Below are 19,111 nucleotides of genomic sequence, written 5' to 3' on the forward strand. Positions count from 1 at the left end.
CCGGAGCGGTTCGCCGGCCACGACCATGTTATCGCAAGGCCTGTGCCCCACCCCTGGCGCCCCGCGTCCCCCTGGCAAACGTGTACTACATGGCCGCATGCCAATAGCGGCGCGCGCGGTCGCGCTGTCCGTGCACCGCCAGGCCGTCCTCGCCTGAAAATGCGATGACCGCGCCATGATGGTCCGTACGCCAAAAAACCGCCCCGGCGCGGCGCCAGCGCCGTTCAACGGATGAAGCAGGATGGCGGAAGCGGTTCAGATAGCCCACTTGCGCGATGACGTGATCCGCTTGCGAGGCGTCGACCAGCGCGGCGCCGGATGAGGTGGATGAGCCGTGATGCGGAGCCATCATCACATGAATGCGCGGCAGGCCATGGGCAAAGCGGAGCTCCTGGACGACACCGACGTCCCCGGGCAACAAGGCGGCGTGATGGCGTCCCTGAATGAGCAGCACACAGCCGCCGGCGTTGGTGCCCCCGTCGGATCGCCGGCGCGGCGCGGGGCGGTCGGCACGCCGGGGCGCCGACCGCGGGCCCGCCGGCAAGGGATGCAGGAAGGCGAAGCGCACCCCATCCGCTTCCCATGCCTGCCCCGCCGCGCAAGACCGGAACTCCGCCGGGGGCGGTGCCTCCTGGGCCAGCCCACGTACGCGGGCGTCCCGGCGCAAACGCGCGCGCAGATCGAAAGAGGCATACGCGTGGTCCACCCGCACCGCGCGCAGCAGGCTGTCCAGGCCGCCGGCATGATCCTGATCCCCATGCGACACCACCAGCGTATCGATGCGCCTGATGCCCCGCGCCCTGAGATAGGGCCACACCACCCGCTGCGCCCCGTCCGTTCCATTGCGATGTAGCGGTCCCGCATCGAAAACCAGGGTCCGCCGCGCCGTTTCCACGACGACCGCGCCGCCCTGGCCTACATCCAGCGCGGTCAGTCGCCATTCGCCATCGGCGGGCCGCGCCGGCCGCCAGCACAGCGCGGGCAGTATCAGCAGCCAGGCCCAGCGGCGCGACGCCATGCCGGGCGGCAGCAAGGCCCACGCGATGCCGCATGCCGCCACGGCAATCAACGCGGCCGGCGGCGCCGCCACATCGAGGACGGCCCAATCGCGGGCGGCGAGCCAGCCTACCCATTGCATCGCCACGCCGAACACCCACTGCGCCGCTTGCCCCGCCCACGCCGCGGCAAATGCGGCGCCGGGAATCGCGCACAACGCGGCGCACAGCAGCGCCAAGGGCGTGACCACCAGACTCACGACCGGAATCGCGACCGCGTTGGCAAGCGGCGAGGCGACGGCGACCTGCTGCGTCAGGAAGGCCAGAACCGGCATCAGGCTGAGCGTCACCACACACTGCAAACGGGCCGCCTGCACGCCGCCACGCAGCCAGCGCCCTGCCCCGGCGAGGGCGGTCTCGCCGGCGCTCGCAACCGCGGGCACACGCGTGGCCTGCCCCCAAGCCAACACGGCGCCAACGGCACCGAAGGATAGCCAGAACCCCGGGGCGATCGGCGCCCAGGGATCGAGGACGACAACCACGCAGGCGGCCGCGAGCAGCATCGCGCTGCACGACAGCGGTAGCCTCAGCAGCGCCGCGGCGCCCGCGACGGCGAGCATGAAGAAGGTGCGCCGCGCCGGTATGCCCCACCCTGCCAACAGGCAATACACCCACGCCACGTCCAACGCCGCGGCGATTCCCGCCAGTTGCGCCGGCAGCCTTTCCGCCAGGCATACGCCCCGCCACCGCAGCCGCGGCCAGCACCACGCAACGGCACTGCCTGCCAAGCCCGCCACCAGCGTGACGTGCAATCCACTGATGGACACCAGGTGCGTGATGCCCGTTGCGTTGAAGACCTGCCAATCCTCGCGCGCCACGCCGGCCTGGTCGCCCAGTGCCAGGGCAACGATGACGGAGCCATATCGGGTGTGATCCAGCAGCCCGCGCATGCGCTCGCGCAGCACGTGCCGCGCGCGATGCACGCCGACCATGCCGATGCGCCAGCCTTCGTCCTGCAGCAATTGCGGCGTGCCACGCACGCTTGCCGTCGCGCGCACGTTGCGCTGGAACATGCGGGCTTCGCCGTCCGCCGCGTGGGGATTCTGCGCGGCATGCGGACGCTTCAAGACCAATGCCGCGCGCCACTGCTGGCCCGGCATCACGGACCGCTGCGCTGTCGCGGTGCCGCGCATCGGCAACGGCCAGGAAACGCGTAGCCGGCGCGGCACGGCGGACGGAACCGCATCCACGACCTGTGCATCGAACCTGACCGCGTCAGCCCCGAATTCAGCCAAGGAAACGACCCGGAACGTTACCCGCGCGACCTGGTTTTCCTGGTCCGCAGGAAGCGCGTCATCCAGGCGCGACTGGCCGCGCTCGATTGCATACAAGGCACTGCAACCCCCTGTGCAAACACATAAGGCCGTGGCACGCAGAAATCGTTTTGCATGAATATGCCGGCCGGATATCGCATCCGCGCCACGCCAACGCAACAGAACGGACACCAGGACCGAACCCGCCAGCAGCAAACGCGCTTCGATGGCCGGCAAAATGGCCAAGGTCTGTACACCGGCGGCGGCCGCGATAAATGCAAGCATGGCCAAACGCCCTTCCATTCCGATCCCCGCAAATGCAGGGCATGCTAGCCGAGGAACGGAACGGGATGTCGCGAGTGCGACGAAAACAGCGCGCGCAGGCGATCGCATCATGACGGACTTGGCTGGCGTCCAGTTCTTGTTCTTTTACCGCCTGCACCACTCACGCCCCGCGTAAGCGTTCCTGTGTTACCGACCTAATCGTCGGCCCGTCGTTCGCTCCACGTAGAAGAGTCGGCACACGGCAATAAGGGAGCGTGACAGCCGGGCCTGTAAAGCAAACGGCCCCGCTTGCGCGGGGCCGGGTACTGCACGAGAGGACTTCACAGCATCCCCGCCTCTCACCGGGGAAACCATGCGGAGGGCAAATCCGCATGGCCAGGACTTCCTGATCACACGCGCCGTGGCACGGGCGACCCGAAAGCGAGCCGTTGGGTCATGGAAGTGGCGGGCCGAAGATCACAGGCCGCGCCGGTTCGGAACCCGGCGCATCAGGCGCCTTGGAACGGCTGATTGTCGATGTCGCCAAAAGCGATATCCGTGGTGCTATTGCCGTGGTCGACATTCGCGGCGACTTGCGCGCGCGTCACGCCGCTGTCCTGCTGCGCGGCGAAGGGCACGTTATCGATGTCACCGTTGTTGCCGGTCAGTCCGACAGTACGGGCTTGTTGCAGCTCGGCCAGTACCTGGCTGCGGCTGGCACTGGCCTGGTCCTGTCCGTAGACGCCCTGGAAGGGCTGGTTGTCCGAATCGCCGCGGGGCGTCTGAGCCTGGGCGGCGCCGACGGCGGCAAACGACAAAATCAGTGCGGTGGCGACGGTCTTGATTTTCATGGCAGTACTCCTGGTCCTGGATGGTTTGGATAGGGCCGGATACCGCGCTCCGCTATGGGAGTGAAGATTCGCGGTATTCGTTGCTGTGCCCCCATGCGCTGCATTCTGCGCCGGCCAGACCTAGGTATAAACCCGGATACGCGGAAATCATTTTTCCAATTCCTGGAGCAATCCATTCTTGGGCGCCGCAATAACCCTTAGACTCAGTTTCTTCACAGATTGAAGGCCGTCAGGCCACGACGGGCACCAGCCGCGGCAACACACGCAAGGCGGTGGCCGCCGTGCCCGCCGCCACGGACATCGCGTCGGACCCGCGCAATTCGGCCAACGCCTGCGCCACGCCGGCAACCTGGGCGGGCGTATTGCGACGATCCGGCGCATGCAGCCAGGCGGGCGGGATGTCCGGCGCATCCGTTTCCAGGACAAGATGCTCCAGCCCCAGGTGCTGCGCGTGCCGCCTGATCTGCAAGGCGCGGGGAAAGGTCATGGCGCCGCCTATGCCCAGGGCAAAGCCCAGCTCGACGAAACCCTGCGCTTGCTGCTCGCTGCCATTGAAGGCATGCGCGATGCCGCCGAGCCGCCCGCGATGCCGCCGCAGATGCTTCAATACGATGTCCTGCGAACGCCGCACATGCAGCAGTACCGGCAAACCGAATTCGACGGCCAGATCCAGTTGAGCCGCGTAGTAGCGTTCCTGCTTGTCGCGCGCTTCGCCGCTGGCGATTTCCTTGACAAAGAAGTCGAGACCGATCTCGCCGATCGCGACAAAGCGCGGATCGTCCATTGCCGCTTCGACGGCATGGCGCAGGAGGGCGAGATCGTCATCCCAGGCGGCGCCCACGTAGAGGGGATGGATGCCCAGCGCATAAGCGCCGCCGGGCATCGCGTGCGCCAGGTCGCGCACGGCCTGGAAGTTCCCGCGCCCGATGGCGGGTATCACGACCGCCCGCACGCCGGCTTCGGCCGCCTGGGCTATGACCTGGGTACGGTCCGGGTCGAACTCCTGGGCGTCAAGATGGCAGTGGGTGTCGATCAGCATGGGGACTCCTGGGAGCCGTTGCCGCTACACCAGACGGCCCTGCTCCATGGCGAGTTGTCGATCAGCGCGGCCAGCCAGCTCACGGTCGTGGGTGACGATAGCAAAGGCCGTACCCGATTCCTTGTTCACGCGGGTCAGCAGTTCGAACATGCTGTGGGCCGTATTGCGATCCAGATTGCCCGTGGGTTCGTCCGCCAGCACGCATACCGGACGCGTCACCAGGGCGCGTGCCAGGGCCACACGTTGGCGTTCGCCGCCGGACAACTGGCCGGGAAAATGCAGCGCCCGCGGCGCCAGGCCGACCTGTTCGAGCACCGCCTGGGCCTGCTCGCGAGCGCTCTCCCTGTCCATGCGCCGCACGATCAGCGGCATGGCGACGTTGTCCAGCGCGGAGAACTCGGCCAGCAGGTGATGAAACTGATAGACGAAGCCCAGGCTGCGATTGCGCAGCGTGCTCTTGGCACGTTCCGCCAGCCCGGAGGCATCCACGCCATCGACGATAACCGTCCCGTGCGTGGGCACATCGAGCAGCCCCAGGATATGCAGCAAGGTGCTCTTGCCGGAACCCGAGGCGCCGACGATGGCCAACATTTCGCCGCGCCGGATCGACACGCTGACATCCCGCAGCACTTCGATGCGCGCGGGCCCTTCGTCGTAGACCTTGGTCAGGTTTTCCGCATGCAGCGCGTAGTCAGTCATGGCGCAGCACCTGGGCAGGTTGCAGGCGCGACGCGCGCCAGCTCGGATAAAGCGTGGCCAGCAGCGATAGCACCAGCGATGTGATGCCGATGGTGACGATGTCGGTCATCTCCGGATCCGAAGGAAGCTCGCTGATGAAATAGATCTGGCGCGGCAGGAAATGTACGCCGAGCAGGTGCTCGATGAACGGCACGATGGTCTCGATGTTGTAGGCGATCAGCATGCCGCCCAACACGCCCAGCAGCGTCCCGACGACCCCGATCAGCGCCCCCTGCACCAGGAAAATGCGCGCGACTTCGCCCGGATTGGCGCCGAGCGTGCGCAGGATGGCGATGTCCGACTGCTTGTCCTTCACCGCCATGACCAATGAGGACAACAGGTTGAAAGCCGCAACGGCGACGATCAGCGCCAGGATCAGGAACATCATCCGCTTTTCCGTCTGCACGGCCGCGAACCATGTACGGTTATTGCGCGTCCAGTCGCTGGCCATGACGTAGGGCGGCAATTCCTTGGAGAGTTCGGCAGCCACCTGGGGCGCCCGCTGCATGTCCTCGATGCGCAGCCGCACCCCTGCCGTACCGCTGTCGCGGAACACCTTGGCGGCGTCCTCGTCGTCGATGAAGGCCAGGGACGAATCGTATTCGTAGTGCCCGGAAGAAAACACGCCCACCACCGTGAACTGCCGCATGCGCGGAGCGAAACCGGCCGGACTGATCGACGCCTGCGGCGCGAGCAGCAGCACCGTATCGCCAACCTGCAGCCCCAGATCCGACGCCAGGTCGCGGCCGAGCACCACGCCGAAGGAGCCCGGCTTGAGGTCATCGAGCTTGCCGGCCACCATCTGGCGCGGAATATCCGACACATGGCCCTCGATTTGCGGATCGATACCGCGCACCTGCACGCCGCGCAGGGCTTGGCCCCGTACCAGCATGCCCTGGGCGGCCACGAACGGCGCCGCCGCGCGCACTTCCTTGTTGCGCTCGGCCGCCTTCGCCAGCGCCTGCCACTGCGCCAGGATGTGGTCCGGATTGCCGCCGGGCACGTACAGCTCGATATGCGGCAGCACCGACAACATGCGATCGCGCACATCCCGCTGGAAGCCGTTCATCACCGACAATACGATGATCAGCGCGGCGACGCCCAGGGCGATACCCGCCATCGAACTGGCGGCGATAAACGAGATGAACCTGTCGCGGCGGCCGCGACGCTGGCGGATACGGGCCATGCCCGCATAGCGGGCGCCTATCCAGAATTCGTAGGGTATTTTCAGCACCCGCGCATTATGGCATTAACAGCCCCGCGGCGATGCGCGCCCCAGCGTGGTCGCGGCGTCTGGAGGCGCGCCCGCTCATGCGCCAGGACGGCCGCTTGGCGGCGCGCCCCGCCGCACTACAATCCCGCCCATGCATATCGTCCTTCCCGGCGCGCTGCCTCCCAGCGCGCCCATCGCCGCGGAGCTGGCCAAGCGGCTGCCCACGGCAGCCCCGACCTTGTATGCCTGGATGCGCCAGGGCGCGGGCCGCCAGGAGCCCTTCGACCCGCACGAGCACGGCTGCACGCCCTTCGAGGCCTGGCAGTTGGAGCAGGCGGGCTTCCACCCCGCGCCACGCCAACCCATCGGCGCGGGCCTGGGCCCCTTGCGGGCCGGTGTCGACGCGCTCGCCGGCACGCGCGTGTGGATCGCCGACCTGGCCCATATCGCCTTGGGCACGGACCGCGCCAGCCTGGTGCCGGCGGAAGCGCTGGACCTTACCGAAACCGAAGGCGCGGCGCTGTTCGAGGCGGCGCGCCCGCTATTCCAGGACACGCCTTTCGACGCGGCGCCGCTGGAACCGTTTCGCTGGCGCGTCGGCGTCCCCGAGGACATGGCCCTGCCCACCGCCAGCCCCGCCGTGGTGACCGGACAACCGTTGAATGCCTGGTGGACCCAGGACGCGGCCGCCCGTCCCTGGCGCCGCCTGGTCAACGAAATACAGATGGCTTGGTACGAGCATCCCGCCAACGTGCAGCGCGCCGCTCGCGGGCAACTGCCGGTGAACGGCCTGTGGCTGTACGGCGGCGCGGCGCCTTGGCCGCGGACAGCCGCCTCCCCCGCGCCGTGCATCGCCGACGACCTGCTGTCCGCCTTCCAGGCCGAAGACTGGGGCGCATGGTTGCAGTCGCTGGAACGCCTGGACGCCGGAATCCTGCAACCCTGCGCCAACGGCAAGGGCGCGCCGCTGCGGCCATTGATGCTGACCATGCTGGGCCGGGACCGCCGTGCCACGCTGACCCTGCAGCCGCGCGGCCCGCTCCTGCGCTGGCTGCCCACCCGCGAACATTCCTGGAGGGCCTGGTGGTCTCCCCCCGTCTGACCGTACGCAGCGGCGACCCTGCCGCCTGCCGGGTGCTGGAAGCCGCCGGCATTCATCCCTTGCTGGCGCGGCTGTGGGCCGCGCGCGGCGTTGTGCATCCGGACCAGACGCGGCTGGCCTGGCCCGCCATGCTGCCGCCCGCACACCTGACCCGGACCGACCAGGCCGCGGCCATCCTGGCGGACGCCATCGAGCGGCGCCTGCGCCTGCTGATCGTCGCCGACTACGATTGCGACGGCGCCACCGCCTGCGCCGTTGGCCTGCGTGCGCTGCGCAGCATGGGCGCCATCGTGGACTTCCTGGTCCCCAACCGCTTCGAAACCGGCTACGGGCTCTCACCGGCCGTCGTCGAGCTGGCCTGCCGCCATCACGCCGGCAAGCCCGATCTGATCGTCACGGTGGACAACGGCATCGCCAGCGTGGACGGCGTGGCCAGCGCCAACGCCGCCGGCATCGGCGTACTGATCACCGACCACCACCTGCCCGGCGACCGGCTGCCCGACGCGCTGGCCATCGTCAACCCCAACCAGCCGGGCTGCGGCTTCCCCTCCAAGAACCTGGCGGGCGTCGGCGTCATCTTCTACTTGATGCTGGCCTTGCGTGCCGAGCTGCGACGGCGCGGCGTCTATCCTCCCGACGGCGGCCCGCGCCTGGACACGTTGTCCGACCTGGTTGCCCTGGGCACCGTCGCCGACGTGGTCAAGCTCGACGCCAACAATCGCTTGCTGGTCACACAGGGCCTGCAGCGTATCCGCAGCGGCCGCATGCAGGCGGGCCTGCGCGCGCTGTACGCGGTGGCCGCGCGCGAGCCCCGCTCGGCCAGCGCCTTCGACCTCGGTTTTGCGCTGGGTCCACGCATCAACGCGGCCGGCCGCCTTTCCGACATGAGCCTGGGCATCGCTTGCCTCACCACGGACGACGAGGCGCGGGCCCTGGAAATCGCCCGCGAGCTGGACGCCATCAACCGCGACCGCCGTACCATCGAAGCGGCCATGCGCGAGCAGGCCATGGCGGCGATGCAGGCACCGGAAGCAGCCGCCGGCGCGACGGTCTGCGTGTACGACGACACCTGGCACCAGGGCGTGGTGGGCCTGGTCGCGTCGCGGCTCAAGGACCAGTTCTGGCGCCCCACCCTGGCCTTCGCGCCGGCCGGCGACGACGAGCTTCGCGGGTCGGGACGCTCGATTCCCGACGTGCATCTGCGCGACGCGCTGGACCTCGTGTCCAAGCGCGATCCCACCCTGATCCGCAAATTCGGCGGCCATGCCATGGCGGCGGGCCTGACCGTCGGGCGCGCCGACTTCCCGCGTTTCGCGCCTGCCTTCGAGGCCGCCGTCCGCGAGCTCACGGGGCGCGACAACTTCGAGCCGGTCCTGGAGACCGACGGTTCGCTCGAATCGGGCTATGCCAACGCCGACGTGGCCGGTCTGCTGCAGCAACAAGTATGGGGCTCGGGCTTCGCCGCGCCGCTATTCCTGGATACCTTCCAGATCCGCGCGCAGCGCCTGCTGGGCGACAAGCACCTGAAGCTGACGCTGGAGCGCGGCTATCAACGTTTCGATGCCATCTGGTTCGGCCAGACCCGCCTGCTGCCGGACACCGTGGACGTCGCCTACCGGCTGGAGCAGAACCTCTGGAACGGGCGCGTCTCCGTGCAACTGGTGGTCGAACACGCCGCCTGAAGCCATGCCCAAGACCAGCGCCGGGATCCTGATGTATCGCCGATCGCCGTCGGGGCTGTCCGTACTGCTGGCGCATCCCGGCGGACCGTTCTGGGCCAGCCGGGATACCGGCGCATGGACGATTCCCAAGGGCGAGCTGGACCCGGCCGAAGACGCCCAGGCAGCGGCGCTGCGCGAGTTCGCGGAGGAGCTAGGCCAACTTCCCCAGGGCATACCCTGGCTGCTCGGGGACATCCGCCAGCGCGGGGGCAAGCGCGTCATCGCCTATGCCGTGGAAGGTGATTTCGATGTGGCCACGGTGCGCAGCAATACCTTCGAAATGGAATGGCCGCCGCGCAGCGGCCGGGTGCAGGCCTTCCCGGAGGTGGACCGGGCGGCCTGGATGCCCCTGGACCAGGCAGGCGAGAAAATCCTTCCAAGCCAGAAGCCCTTGCTCGACCTGCTGGCGCGGATGACCCAATCGGCCTAGCGCGGACGCCTCGGGCGCGCAGCCGTGCCGCGGCATTGATGCCCCCGCCCGGGGTCAGCGCGGTACTTCCGTTCTCGTTCGTGCTGAAACCGTAGCCTTTCGACAGGGCCGGGGCCAGCCCCGGCCCACGCGTCGCTTAACGATTCACCAGCTTGGCCGGCTGCGCCAGGGCGACCAGCGCGCCCACGCACAGGCAGGCCGCCAGGACATAGATCCCGCTGTTGGTCGAACCCGTGGTGTCCTTCAGCCACCCCACCAGGTAAGGGCTGATGAAGCCGGCCAGGTTGCTGACCGAATTGATCAGCGCGATACCGGCGGCCGCGGCGGTTCCGCCCAGCACGGCGGTCGGCAAGCTCCAGAACAAGGGCAGTACCGTGCAGATGCCCACGTTGGCGACGGTCAGCGCCACGATGGCTATCCAGGTATTGCCGCTGTACATGGCTGAAAACACCAGTCCGACCGCGCCGATCAACGACGGAATGGCCAGGTGCCACCGCCGCTCATGCTCGCGATCCGAGCTACGCGAGATCAGGATCATGCCTATCACCGCGAACAGATTCGGCACCGCGGTCAGCAAGCCGATGGTCAGCGGATCCTGCACGCCGGTATTGCGAATCAGCGTGGGCATCCAGAACCCCACGCCATACAGGCCCATCACGAAGGAAAAATAAATGCTGGCCATCGCCCAGACGCGCGGCTTGGTCATCGCTTCGCGTATCGGCGGGTCCTCCTTGACCTTTTCTTCGGCTTCGATGTTGCGGGCCAGCGTGGCCCGTTCGCTTTCGGTCAGCCATTTCGCCTGGCTGATGCGGTCGTCCAGGTACACCAGCACGATCAGGCCGATGATCACCGACGGAATGCCTTCCAGGATGAACAACCACTGCCATCCGGCCATGCCGTGGTCGCCATGGAAGGTGTGCATGATCCAACCCGAGATCGGCCCGCCGATCAGGCCGGACAAGGGCACGGCAGTCATGAAGAACGTCGTGATGCGGCCCCGTCGCGCGTGCGGAAACCAATAGGTCAGGTACAGGATGATGCCGGGGAAGAAGCCAGCTTCAGCCAAACCCAACAGAAAGCGCAGCAGATAGAACATGCCCGGCGTGGTCACGAAAATCATGGCCGCCGAGATAATGCCCCAGGTGATCATGATGCGGGCGATCCACCGGCGCGCGCCGACGCGATGCAGGATGATGTTGCTGGGCACTTCGAACAGGAAATAGCCCAGGAAGAAAATCCCCGCGCCCAGCCCGTAGACCGTGTCGCTGAAATTCAGGTCCTGCAGCATCTGCAGTTTGGCGAAGCCGACATTCACGCGGTCCAGGTAGGCGACCACGTAGCACAGGACCAGGAAAGGCACCAGACGCAGCGTGACCTTGCGGTAGAGCGGATCCTCCGCGCTGGCGGACGGCGCGGATGCGCCGGGGGTAATGACTGTTTCCATTCGTCTCCTCCGTACGGGATGGTTGTGCCGCCTGGCGGCGGCCGCGCATGCATGGAACACACGCACTATTGTTGCCGCGCTGCGAAAGCAGGGACGGCTTTATAAAGCACGCAGCCTAGACGCCTGAAACTGACGTAAACCTGAACGCAAGCCGAAAAAATCCGGTCCTGCCCGGCATCGGCGTGGCGATGCCGGGCGCACAACGCCCCGCGCCTTCCGCCCAGCGGCCCGCTTGCCCCCGCCCATTTCCTTGCGTCGCCGGCTTGCCCAGCCCAGGCAGGCTAAAATGTCGGGTTTTCGAAATTCAAGCCAGGATGCACCATGGAAGCCGAACGTCAGAACCAGATCGCCGCCCGACTCGCCGACTACGCCGAGCGCGAACAGGCTCTACGGAGGTATCTTTGACTACGATGCCAAATCCGAGCGCCTGCAGGTCGTAAACGCGGAACTCGAAAATCCCGACGTCTGGAACGATCCCAAGCACGCGCAGGACCTGGGCCGCGAAAAGAAAGGCCTGGAAGATGTCGTGATGACGCTGTCCGCGCTGGGCAGCGGCCTGGCGGACGCCGCGGAACTCTTCGAACTGGCGGCCGCCGATGAAGACGACGCCACCCTGCTCTCCATCGAGACGGATGCCGCCGGCTTCCAGGAAAAACTGGAAGGCCTGGAATTCCGCCGCATGTTCTCCAACCCGGCGGACCCGCTGAACTGCTTCCTGGATATCCAGGCCGGCGCCGGCGGTACCGAGGCCCAGGACTGGGCCTCGATGCTGCTGCGCCAGTATCTGAAGTACTGCGAACGCAAGGGCTTCAAGGCCGAAGTCCTTGAAGAGTCGGAAGGCGAAGTCGCCGGCATCAAGTCCGCCACCATCAAGGTGGAAGGCGAATACGCATTCGGCTACTTGCGCACGGAAACCGGGGTGCATCGCCTGGTGCGCAAAAGCCCCTTTGACTCCTCCGGCGGCCGGCACACCTCGTTCGCCAGCGTATTCGTGTATCCCGAGATCGACGACTCTTTCGAAATCGAGATCAATCCGGCGGACCTGCGCGTGGATACCTACCGTGCCAGCGGCGCCGGCGGCCAGCACATCAACAAGACGGACTCCGCCGTCCGTATCACGCACATGCCGACCGGCATCGTCGTGCAGTGCCAGAACGACCGTTCGCAGCACCGCAACCGCGCCGAAGCCATGCAGATGCTGAAGTCGCGGCTGTACGAACTGGAAATGCGCAACCGGATGGCCGAACAGCAGAAGCTGGAAGACTCCAAGACCGACGTGGGCTGGGGCCACCAGATCCGCTCCTACGTCCTGGACCAGAGCCGGATCAAAGATCTGCGCACCAACGTGGAAATCTCGAATACCCAGAAAGTCCTGGACGGCGATCTCGATCCCTTCATCCAGGCCAGCCTGAAACAGGGCGTCTGACGCCCCGCGGTTTTCCTCCCACCCCTTGACGCACGCGCACAAAGGCCATTCCATGACCCACTCCGTAGTCGTTCTGACCGGCGCTTCCCGCGGCATCGGCGCCGCCCTGGCGCGCCAACTGGCAAAATCCGGCACCCGCTTGATCACGCTGGCGCGCCGGCAGGATCCTGAACTGGCCGCCCATGCCTCGGCCCAAGGGGCGGAGCTGGAGCAGATCGCCGTGGATCTGTCGGATACGGCGGCCGCCACCGCTGTCGCCGCGCGCGTGGCCGCCGGCTTGCCGCGCGACGCGAAGCGCTATGTGCTGATCAACAATGCCGGCACGGTCAACCCGGTGTCGTCGGTAGACGCCCTGGACGATGCGGCGGCGATCAACCAGGCCCTGAATCTGAACGTCGTGGCGGTGATGCTGCTGACCTCGCGCTTCCTGGCCGCGACCCGCGGCCTGCAGGCCGATCGGCGCGTGCTGAACATTTCTTCCGGCGCCGGCCGCAATCCCACCGCCGGCTGGGGCGTCTACTGCGCCACCAAGGCCGCGCTGGATATGTACACGCGTGTCGCCAAGCAGGAACAGGACGCCCACGGCGCCAAACTGGTTTCGCTGGCGCCCGGCGTCGTCGATACCGACATGCAAGGCGTGATCCGCTCCAGCGATCCCGCCGCCTTCCCCGCCCTGCCCCGCTTCCAGGACCTGCATGCCGGCGGCAAGCTGGCCGCCCCGGCAGACGTCGCGGCGCGCATTGCCGCCTATCTTGAACGCGACGATTTCGGGACCACCGAGATCGACGACATCCGCAATTACAACTGATCCGTACCATGACCGATACTTCGACCGCCCCCGTCGCGCAGGACGAGAACCGGCTGATCGCCGAACGGCGAACCAAGCTGGCCAAGCTGCGCGAAAGCGGCCCCGCCTACCCGAACGACTTCACGCCGGACGCCCGCGCGGCCGACTTGCACGCGCAATACGACGGCACGGAGCAGGATGCCCTGGCCTCCCTCGGCAAGGTCGTCAAGGTGGCCGGCCGCATGATGCTCAAGCGCGTCATGGGCAAGGCAAGCTTCGCCACGGTGCAGGACGCCAGCGGTCGCATCCAGATCTATCTGGACCGCGGCGTGCTGGGCGAAGATAGCTATGCCGCGTTCAAGCAATGGGACATCGGCGATGTCATCGCGGTCGAAGGCACGGTCTTCAAGACCAACAAGGGCGAACTTTCCATCCATGCCACGCAGGCACGGCTGCTGTCGAAGTCCCTGCGCCCGCTTCCCGACAAGTTCCACGGCGTGGCCGACACGGAGCTGCGCTATCGCCAGCGCTACGTCGACCTCATCATGACCGAGGCCACGCGCCGCACCTTCGAGGCGCGCAGCAAGACCATAGGCGCCATCCGCAAGAGCATGCTGGATGCTGGTTTTCTGGAAGTCGAAACGCCCATGCTGCACCCCATCCCGGGAGGGGCCGCGGCCAAGCCTTTCGTGACGCACCACAATGCGCTCGATATGGAAATGTTCCTGCGCATCGCGCCCGAGCTCTACCTGAAGCGTCTGATCGTGGGCGGCTTCGATCGTGTCTTCGAGATCAACCGCAACTTCCGCAATGAAGGCGTCAGCCCGCGCCACAATCCGGAATTCACCATGATGGAGTTCTACGCCGCGTACACGGATTACCGCTGGCTCATGGACTTCACCGAACAACTGATCCGCCAGGCGGCGATCGCGGCCGCGGGCAGCGCGGTCTTGACCTACCAGGAACGCGAGCTGGACCTTTCCCGGCCCTTCGACCGCCTGACCATCTGCGATGCCATCCTGAAGTACGCGCCGGGCTATACCCAGGTGCAGCTGGACGACGCCGCCTTCCTGCGCACGGAACTGAAGAGGTTGAAGGTGGATGTGGACGCGCCGCCGCTGTCGCGTGCCGGCCTGGGCGCGCTGCAGCTGGCGCTGTTCGAGGAAACCGCCGAAGCGCAGCTCTGGAATCCCACCTACATCATCGACTATCCGGTGGAAGTTTCGCCCCTGGCGCGCGCCTCGGACGCGCGTCTCGGCATCACGGAACGCTTCGAACTGTTCATCACGGGCCGGGAGATCGCCAACGGCTTCTCGGAACTGAACGACCCGGAAGACCAGGCCGAACGTTTCCGCGCCCAGGTCGAAGCCAAGGATGCCGGCGACGAAGAGGCCATGTACTACGACGCGGACTACATCCGGGCGCTGGAATACGGCATGCCGCCCACCGGGGGCTGTGGCATCGGCATCGATCGCCTGGTCATGCTGCTGACCGACAGCCCCAGCATACGGGACGTCATCCTGTTTCCGCACCTGCGGCGCGAAGACTGAACCCGCGGGCATCCCGCAACGGATGCCCCGCTTACCGTCCGCCCTCTCCGACACGGGCGGCGGCTCATGGTCGGCGGCCTTGGGCTAGTTTCCGGGTGCCGCGTCCCGCAGGATCACGGCCTGCGCCCAGCGCCGCGCCACCGCGGGCGAGGTGGCGCACGCGGCCACCCGCGTCACCACTCGCACGGCACGCTCCAGCAGCTGGATATCCGCTTCGTGCTGCCGTGCGACGTGCGGATCCTCGAAGAAAATCACCCGCTGGCATTGCCGTTCGAGCACGAGTTCGGCGATCTGGGCGTCACCGCCCAGGGGGCCGCTCAGGTAGCGGTGCGTCCAGGACTGGTCCTTGGGCCAGCCGCGCGACCACGCAAGCTCGTTCAGACGGCCGCCGGTCGTGCCCGTGGCCACCCGGCGCCGAAAGCGCGACAGCACATCGAAATGAGCGTCGGCAAAGGCCACCATCTCGTCCTTCAGGGCATCATGGGCCACCAGTGCCAGCGTCTGCGCTGAAAAATCGAAGAGCTCGGCGGCCGCCGGTTCCGGGCTCAATCCTGCATGCAGGCGTTCCACCTCTATCCATTCGCGTGCGCCGGCCAGTGTGGAAATAAAGGGCTTGCCGTGCGTGACGCATTGGCGCTTCAGCGCCTGCGCCTCCGGAAAGATCGAAGAGGGATCGACCGGATCGATGAAATAGATCGCCCCGTCGAACGGCACCGTGCCGTCGCCCCCTTCCGTCACCCGCGCGACCAGCTTCATCAGGCCGCCGTCGCGGCCGTACGGATAGCGGATCAGCCCCGCGTAGCCCTGCAGCATGCCTTCGCGCGAAATGGCGTCATGCGTGCGGCCGACGGTGTAGAGATGTATCCCCATTTCGCGGATGCCGGCCGAGCAGGCACGCAGCCAGTCGAACAGCACGGCATCGGGTGTCTCGTGATGCAGCCTGTTGGCGGCGAGGCCGAATCGCAGGATGGGGATGGACATGGCGGGACACCGAAGTCGGGGCAGCTAGGGATAATACCGCTACCGCCCCACTGGAACCGTGTCAGCCGGAAAAAGCACTGCGTCAGTGCTGAGCACGTCCGTCCCGGGCAGGCGAGCGCTCTTGCAGCGCCCCGGGCCCGTATTCAGCGAGCCAGAGCCGCCGTGTCGGTGCCCGAACGCCCGTGTGGGGCCTTGGAAGCCCGTGCCAGGCGCAAGGAAAACGCCGGGTCAGGCACGGCCCGGCTCAGGCCGCCTCGTCGATCCAGGCCTGCTGGATGGCTTCCAGGATTTTTTCGCCGCAATGCTTGGGATCGTCGTCGAAATCCGGCAGGGCCAGCACCAGGTCGCGCAGCGCCGTGAAACGGACCAGGGCGGGATCGATGCCCGGGTGCCCATCGGCAAGCGCCGCCGCGATATCGTTAATATCGGTCCACTTCATCAGTGGCTCTCCTTGGCGTGGTTGATACTGTAGCGCGGGATTTCCACGGTAATGTCCTGGTCGGCCAGCATGGCCTGGCAAGACAAGCGAGAGGTCGACGTCAGGCCCCAGGCCTTGTCCAGCAGGTCCTCTTCCATATCGGTGGCCTCGTCCAGCGACTGGTAGCCCTGGCGCACGATGACGTGGCAGGTCGTACACGCGCACGACAGCTCGCAGGCGTGCTCGATTTCCACGTCGTGATCCAGAAGCACGCGGCAGATCGACACGCCGGCGGGGGCGTCGTCGATGACTTTGCCCTCTGGACAGACATCGGGATGGGGCAATACGGTCAGTTTCGGCATGATGGGAAAGGAAAATAAACGACCGCTCAGGTCAACTCGTCCAGCTTGCGGCCCGACAAGGCCCGGCGAATGCTGCGGTCCATGCGGCGAGCCGCAAAGTCCTCCGTCGATGCCGACAGTGCCTGCACCGCGGCGCGTACGGCGTCGACGTCTTCGTTGTCCTGGGCAGCCTCGGCCCGCACCAATGCCGCGTCCACGCGGGCTCGCTCCTCGGCGTCCAGCAGGTCGCCGTCCACGGCCAGCGCCGCGCGCACCGATTCGGCCAATTGACGCGCTTCCACCTGCTGTTCGCGCAGCATGCGCGCCCGCGCATCGGCGTCCGCCTGGTCGATGCTGTCGGCCAGCATGCGGGTGATCTCGTCATCGGAAAGGCCATAGGAAGGCTTCACCGTCACGGAAGCCTCCACCCCGGTGCTCTGCTCGCGCGCGGTCACGCCCAACAACCCGTCGGCGTCGACCTGGAAGGTCACACGGATGCGCGCCGCCCCCGCCACCATCGGCGGGATTCCGCGCAGTTCGAAGCGGGCCAGCGAGCGGCAGGCGGAGACCAGCTCCCGTTCGCCCTGTACCACATGGATGCTCATCGCACCCTGGCCGTCCTTGAACGTCGTGAATTCCTGCGCCCGCGCGACCGGAATCGTGCTGTTGCGCGGGATGATGCGTTCCACCAGCCCGCCCATGGTTTCCAGGCCCAGCGACAGCGGGATGACGTCCAGCAGCAGCCAGTCTTCGCCGGGCGCGCGGTTGCCGGCCAGCAGATTGGCCTGCAGGGCGGCGCCCAGGGCCACCACCTGGTCCGGATCCAGATCGGTCAGCGGGGTCTGGCCGAACAGTTCGCCGACGGCGCGCTGCACGACAGGCATGCGCGTGGCGCCGCCCACCATCACCACCCCGCGTACGTCCGAGGCCGCCAGCTTCGCGTCGCGCAAGGCGCGCCGCGCACAGTCCAGCGTGCGTTCGATCAACGGTGCGGCCAGGGTTTCAAACGCCAGGCGGGTCAGCGGCACGTCCACCGCCGTCCCGTCCTGCAACTGGAAGCTCACGGTGGTTTCCGCGACATCGGACAAGCGCTCACGGGCCGCGCGCGACGCCACCATCAGGGCGCGCTTGTCATGGCGCGACCAACCGTCCGACCGGGCCACCTCGGCCATGACCCGTTGCGAGATCAAGGCATCGAAATCGTCACCGCCCAGGGCGGTATCCCCACCGGTGGAGACGACTTCGAACACGCCCTTGGTCAGCCGCAGTATGGACACATCGAACGTGCCCCCGCCCAGGTCATAGACGGCGTACACGCCTTCCGAGGCGTTCTCCAACCCATAGGCAATGGCCGCCGCGGTCGGTTCGTTCAGCAGGCGCAACACGTTCAGGCCGGCCAGCCGCGCGGCGTCGCGCGTGGCCTGCCGCTGGGCATCGTCGAAGTACGCGGGCACCGTGATCACGGCGCCCACCAGTTCGTCGCCCAGCGCCGCTTCCGCACGGCTGCGCAGCCGCGCCAGGATGTGGGCGGATACTTCCACGGGGCTGAGATCGCCCTGCGCGGTGTGCAGACGCACCATGCCGGGGGCGTCGACCAGGTCGTAGCCCGCGCCCGACGCACGTACTTCGTCGGCCGTGCGCCCCATGAACCGTTTCACCGACACGATGGTGTTGCCGGGATCCTCTGCCTGGGCAGCCAGGGCCTCGTGCCCCACGACCGGCTCGCCGTCCGGCAGATACCGCACCGCCGATGGCAGCAGCGCGCGGCCAGCCTCGTCCCGCAGCACTTCGGGCACGCTGCTGCGCACCGTGGCGACCAGCGAGTTGGTCGTGCCCAGGTCTATTCCGACCGCGAGCTTGCGCTCGTGCGGCGCGGGGGATTCACCCGGTTCGGAAATCTGCAGTAAAGCCATGGTTGGGATTTATAAGTGTGTGAATGACGGCAGACCCGCTGCCGGCCCATCCGGCGATGAAGCGGCCTAATCGATGGCCTGCGCGAGTTCCTGGCTTATCTTTCGCACGAACATCCATTCGCGGATCTTCGTGGCGGCACCTGCCGCGTCGCGCCGCTGATCCAGCAGACCGGACACCTGGCGCTGGAAATCGGCTTCCGCTTCCTGCAGCTCGGCTCGCAGCGTCTCGGCCTCCGGGCCCGTGCCGCCCTGCTCGCGCACGTCGTCCAGCATTTCCCGCCAGGCCATCTGCTGCATCAGGAAATCGGTATCCATGGACGTATTGCTTTCCGTCTGCAGATCGACGCCCGCCTGCTCGCACAGATAACGTGCGCGCAGCAAGGGATCGCGCAGCTGCCGATATGCCTCGTTCGCGCGCGCGGACCACTGCATGGCCACCCGGCGTTCGGCGGGCGAGGCCGTGGCGTAGCGGTCGGGATGCACCTGGGCGGCGACGGCCCGCCACGCGTGCTCCAGCTGCGTGGCGTCGATCTCGAACCGCGCCGGCAGACCGAACAGTGAAAAATGATCGTCGACGGCTGCCAA

General features: G+C 67.1%; 17 protein-coding genes. 6 read left to right on the plus strand and 11 right to left on the minus strand.

Going from position 1 to position 19,111, the window contains the following annotated elements:
- Positions 1-85 precede the first annotated feature (85 nt).
- The 5 genes from AKI39_RS15300 to AKI39_RS15320 form a co-directional block, all read right to left on the minus strand.
- Positions 86-2,593, minus strand: coding sequence for a DNA internalization-related competence protein ComEC/Rec2 (locus AKI39_RS15300; protein ID WP_235610661.1), 2,508 nt, complete (start codon positions 2,591-2,593; stop codon positions 86-88).
- Positions 2,594-3,081: 488 nt separating this feature from the next.
- The gene (locus AKI39_RS15305) at positions 3,082-3,423 is read right to left on the minus strand and encodes a DUF4148 domain-containing protein (protein ID WP_066637705.1); all 342 of its coding nucleotides are present in this window, start codon (positions 3,421-3,423) and stop codon (positions 3,082-3,084) included.
- A 229-nt stretch (positions 3,424-3,652) separates the two neighbouring features.
- Positions 3,653-4,462, minus strand: coding sequence for a TatD family hydrolase (locus AKI39_RS15310; RefSeq protein ID WP_066637708.1), 810 nt, complete (start codon positions 4,460-4,462; stop codon positions 3,653-3,655).
- Between the two features lie 24 nt (positions 4,463-4,486).
- Positions 4,487-5,161 carry an ABC transporter ATP-binding protein gene (locus AKI39_RS15315; RefSeq protein ID WP_066637711.1) on the minus strand — a complete coding sequence of 225 codons (675 nt, stop codon included), beginning with the start codon at positions 5,159-5,161 and terminating at the stop codon, positions 4,487-4,489.
- Entirely contained in the window at positions 5,154-6,386 is a 1,233-nt protein-coding gene (locus AKI39_RS15320; RefSeq protein ID WP_066643084.1) for a lipoprotein-releasing ABC transporter permease subunit, read from the minus strand. The genes AKI39_RS15315 and AKI39_RS15320 overlap by 8 nt, the downstream gene beginning before the upstream one ends.
- Positions 6,387-6,564: 178 nt before the next feature.
- On the opposite strand from AKI39_RS15320, the gene AKI39_RS15325 reads away from it, so the two are divergent.
- From AKI39_RS15325 to AKI39_RS15335, 3 genes are read left to right on the plus strand one after another with little or no spacing between them, the layout of a single operon-like run.
- The gene (locus AKI39_RS15325; protein ID WP_066637713.1) at positions 6,565-7,515 is read left to right on the plus strand and encodes a hypothetical protein; all 951 of its coding nucleotides are present in this window, start codon (positions 6,565-6,567) and stop codon (positions 7,513-7,515) included.
- Positions 7,497-9,197, plus strand: a complete 1,701-nt coding sequence (gene recJ, locus AKI39_RS15330) for a single-stranded-DNA-specific exonuclease RecJ (protein WP_066637715.1) — start codon at positions 7,497-7,499, stop codon at positions 9,195-9,197. The genes AKI39_RS15325 and recJ overlap by 19 nt, the downstream gene beginning before the upstream one ends.
- Before the next feature lie 4 nt (positions 9,198-9,201).
- Positions 9,202-9,666, plus strand: a complete 465-nt coding sequence (locus tag AKI39_RS15335; protein WP_066637717.1) for an NUDIX domain-containing protein — start codon at positions 9,202-9,204, stop codon at positions 9,664-9,666.
- 136 nt (positions 9,667-9,802) lie between these two features.
- On the opposite strand, the gene AKI39_RS15340 is transcribed toward AKI39_RS15335, so the two are convergent.
- A complete protein-coding gene (locus AKI39_RS15340; RefSeq protein WP_066637719.1) occupies positions 9,803-11,110 on the minus strand; it encodes an MFS transporter in 1,308 nt (435 codons plus the stop codon).
- A 321-nt stretch (positions 11,111-11,431) separates the two neighbouring features.
- Here AKI39_RS15340 and prfB point away from each other — a divergent pair.
- From prfB to lysS, 3 genes are all read left to right on the plus strand, one after another.
- Positions 11,432-12,536, plus strand: a protein-coding gene (prfB, locus tag AKI39_RS24970) for a peptide chain release factor 2 (RefSeq protein WP_145925289.1) whose coding sequence is annotated in 2 segments (ribosomal slippage) — positions 11,432-11,512 and positions 11,514-12,536 — 1,104 coding nt in all. Because the reading frame shifts where the segments join, the coding sequence is not laid out codon by codon here.
- A gap of 52 nt (positions 12,537-12,588) precedes the next feature.
- Complete coding sequence (locus AKI39_RS15345; protein ID WP_066637722.1) at positions 12,589-13,344, plus strand: SDR family oxidoreductase; 756 nt, start codon at positions 12,589-12,591, stop codon at positions 13,342-13,344.
- Positions 13,345-13,352: 8 nt separating this feature from the next.
- Positions 13,353-14,873: a lysine--tRNA ligase gene (gene lysS / locus AKI39_RS15350; protein WP_066637725.1), complete on the plus strand. Its 1,521-nt coding sequence runs from the start codon at positions 13,353-13,355 to the stop codon at positions 14,871-14,873.
- An 84-nt stretch (positions 14,874-14,957) separates the two neighbouring features.
- On the opposite strand, the gene AKI39_RS15355 is transcribed toward lysS, so the two are convergent.
- The 5 genes from AKI39_RS15355 to hscB all read right to left on the minus strand — a co-directional run bounded on the left by AKI39_RS15355 (position 14,958) and on the right by hscB (position 19,111).
- Entirely contained in the window at positions 14,958-15,854 is an 897-nt protein-coding gene (locus AKI39_RS15355) for a methylglyoxal synthase (RefSeq protein ID WP_066637728.1), read from the minus strand.
- Positions 15,855-16,098: 244 nt separating this feature from the next.
- Complete coding sequence (gene iscX, locus AKI39_RS15360) at positions 16,099-16,293, minus strand: Fe-S cluster assembly protein IscX (RefSeq protein ID WP_066637730.1); 195 nt, start codon at positions 16,291-16,293, stop codon at positions 16,099-16,101.
- Entirely contained in the window at positions 16,293-16,634 is a 342-nt protein-coding gene (gene fdx, locus AKI39_RS15365; protein ID WP_066637732.1) for an ISC system 2Fe-2S type ferredoxin, read from the minus strand. Before fdx ends, iscX begins: the two co-directional genes overlap by 1 nt.
- Before the next feature lie 26 nt (positions 16,635-16,660).
- Positions 16,661-18,526: a Fe-S protein assembly chaperone HscA gene (gene hscA, locus AKI39_RS15370; protein ID WP_066637734.1), complete on the minus strand. Its 1,866-nt coding sequence runs from the start codon at positions 18,524-18,526 to the stop codon at positions 16,661-16,663.
- 66 nt (positions 18,527-18,592) lie between these two features.
- Positions 18,593-19,111: a Fe-S protein assembly co-chaperone HscB gene (gene hscB / locus AKI39_RS15375; RefSeq protein ID WP_066637737.1), complete on the minus strand. Its 519-nt coding sequence runs from the start codon at positions 19,109-19,111 to the stop codon at positions 18,593-18,595.

The sequence above is a fragment of the Bordetella sp. H567 genome (genome assembly GCF_001704295.1).
Taxonomy (GTDB): Bacteria; Pseudomonadota; Gammaproteobacteria; order Burkholderiales; family Burkholderiaceae_B; genus Bordetella_C.

Bases quoted from the DNA above. Each gene is read 5' to 3' on its own strand.
- AKI39_RS15340 (WP_066637719.1), bottom strand. From the start codon at position 11,110: ATGGAAACAGTCATTACCCCCGGCGCATCCGCGCCGTCCGCCAGCGCG.
- AKI39_RS15335 (WP_066637717.1), top strand. From the start codon at position 9,202: ATGCCCAAGACCAGCGCCGGGATCCTGATGTATCGCCGATCGCCGTCG.
- AKI39_RS15320 (WP_066643084.1), bottom strand. From the start codon at position 6,386: ATGGCCCGTATCCGCCAGCGTCGCGGCCGCCGCGACAGGTTCATCTCG.
- iscX (WP_066637730.1), bottom strand. From the start codon at position 16,293: ATGAAGTGGACCGATATTAACGATATCGCGGCGGCGCTTGCCGATGGG.
- lysS (WP_066637725.1), top strand. From the start codon at position 13,353: ATGACCGATACTTCGACCGCCCCCGTCGCGCAGGACGAGAACCGGCTG.
- AKI39_RS15315 (WP_066637711.1), bottom strand. From the start codon at position 5,161: ATGACTGACTACGCGCTGCATGCGGAAAACCTGACCAAGGTCTACGAC.
- hscA (WP_066637734.1), bottom strand. From the start codon at position 18,526: ATGGCTTTACTGCAGATTTCCGAACCGGGTGAATCCCCCGCGCCGCAC.
- AKI39_RS15345 (WP_066637722.1), top strand. From the start codon at position 12,589: ATGACCCACTCCGTAGTCGTTCTGACCGGCGCTTCCCGCGGCATCGGC.
- AKI39_RS15305 (WP_066637705.1), bottom strand. From the start codon at position 3,423: ATGAAAATCAAGACCGTCGCCACCGCACTGATTTTGTCGTTTGCCGCC.
- AKI39_RS15310 (WP_066637708.1), bottom strand. From the start codon at position 4,462: ATGCTGATCGACACCCACTGCCATCTTGACGCCCAGGAGTTCGACCCG.
- AKI39_RS15355 (WP_066637728.1), bottom strand. From the start codon at position 15,854: ATGTCCATCCCCATCCTGCGATTCGGCCTCGCCGCCAACAGGCTGCAT.
- AKI39_RS15325 (WP_066637713.1), top strand. From the start codon at position 6,565: ATGCATATCGTCCTTCCCGGCGCGCTGCCTCCCAGCGCGCCCATCGCC.
- AKI39_RS15300 (WP_235610661.1), bottom strand. From the start codon at position 2,593: ATGCTTGCATTTATCGCGGCCGCCGCCGGTGTACAGACCTTGGCCATT.
- fdx (WP_066637732.1), bottom strand. From the start codon at position 16,634: ATGCCGAAACTGACCGTATTGCCCCATCCCGATGTCTGTCCAGAGGGC.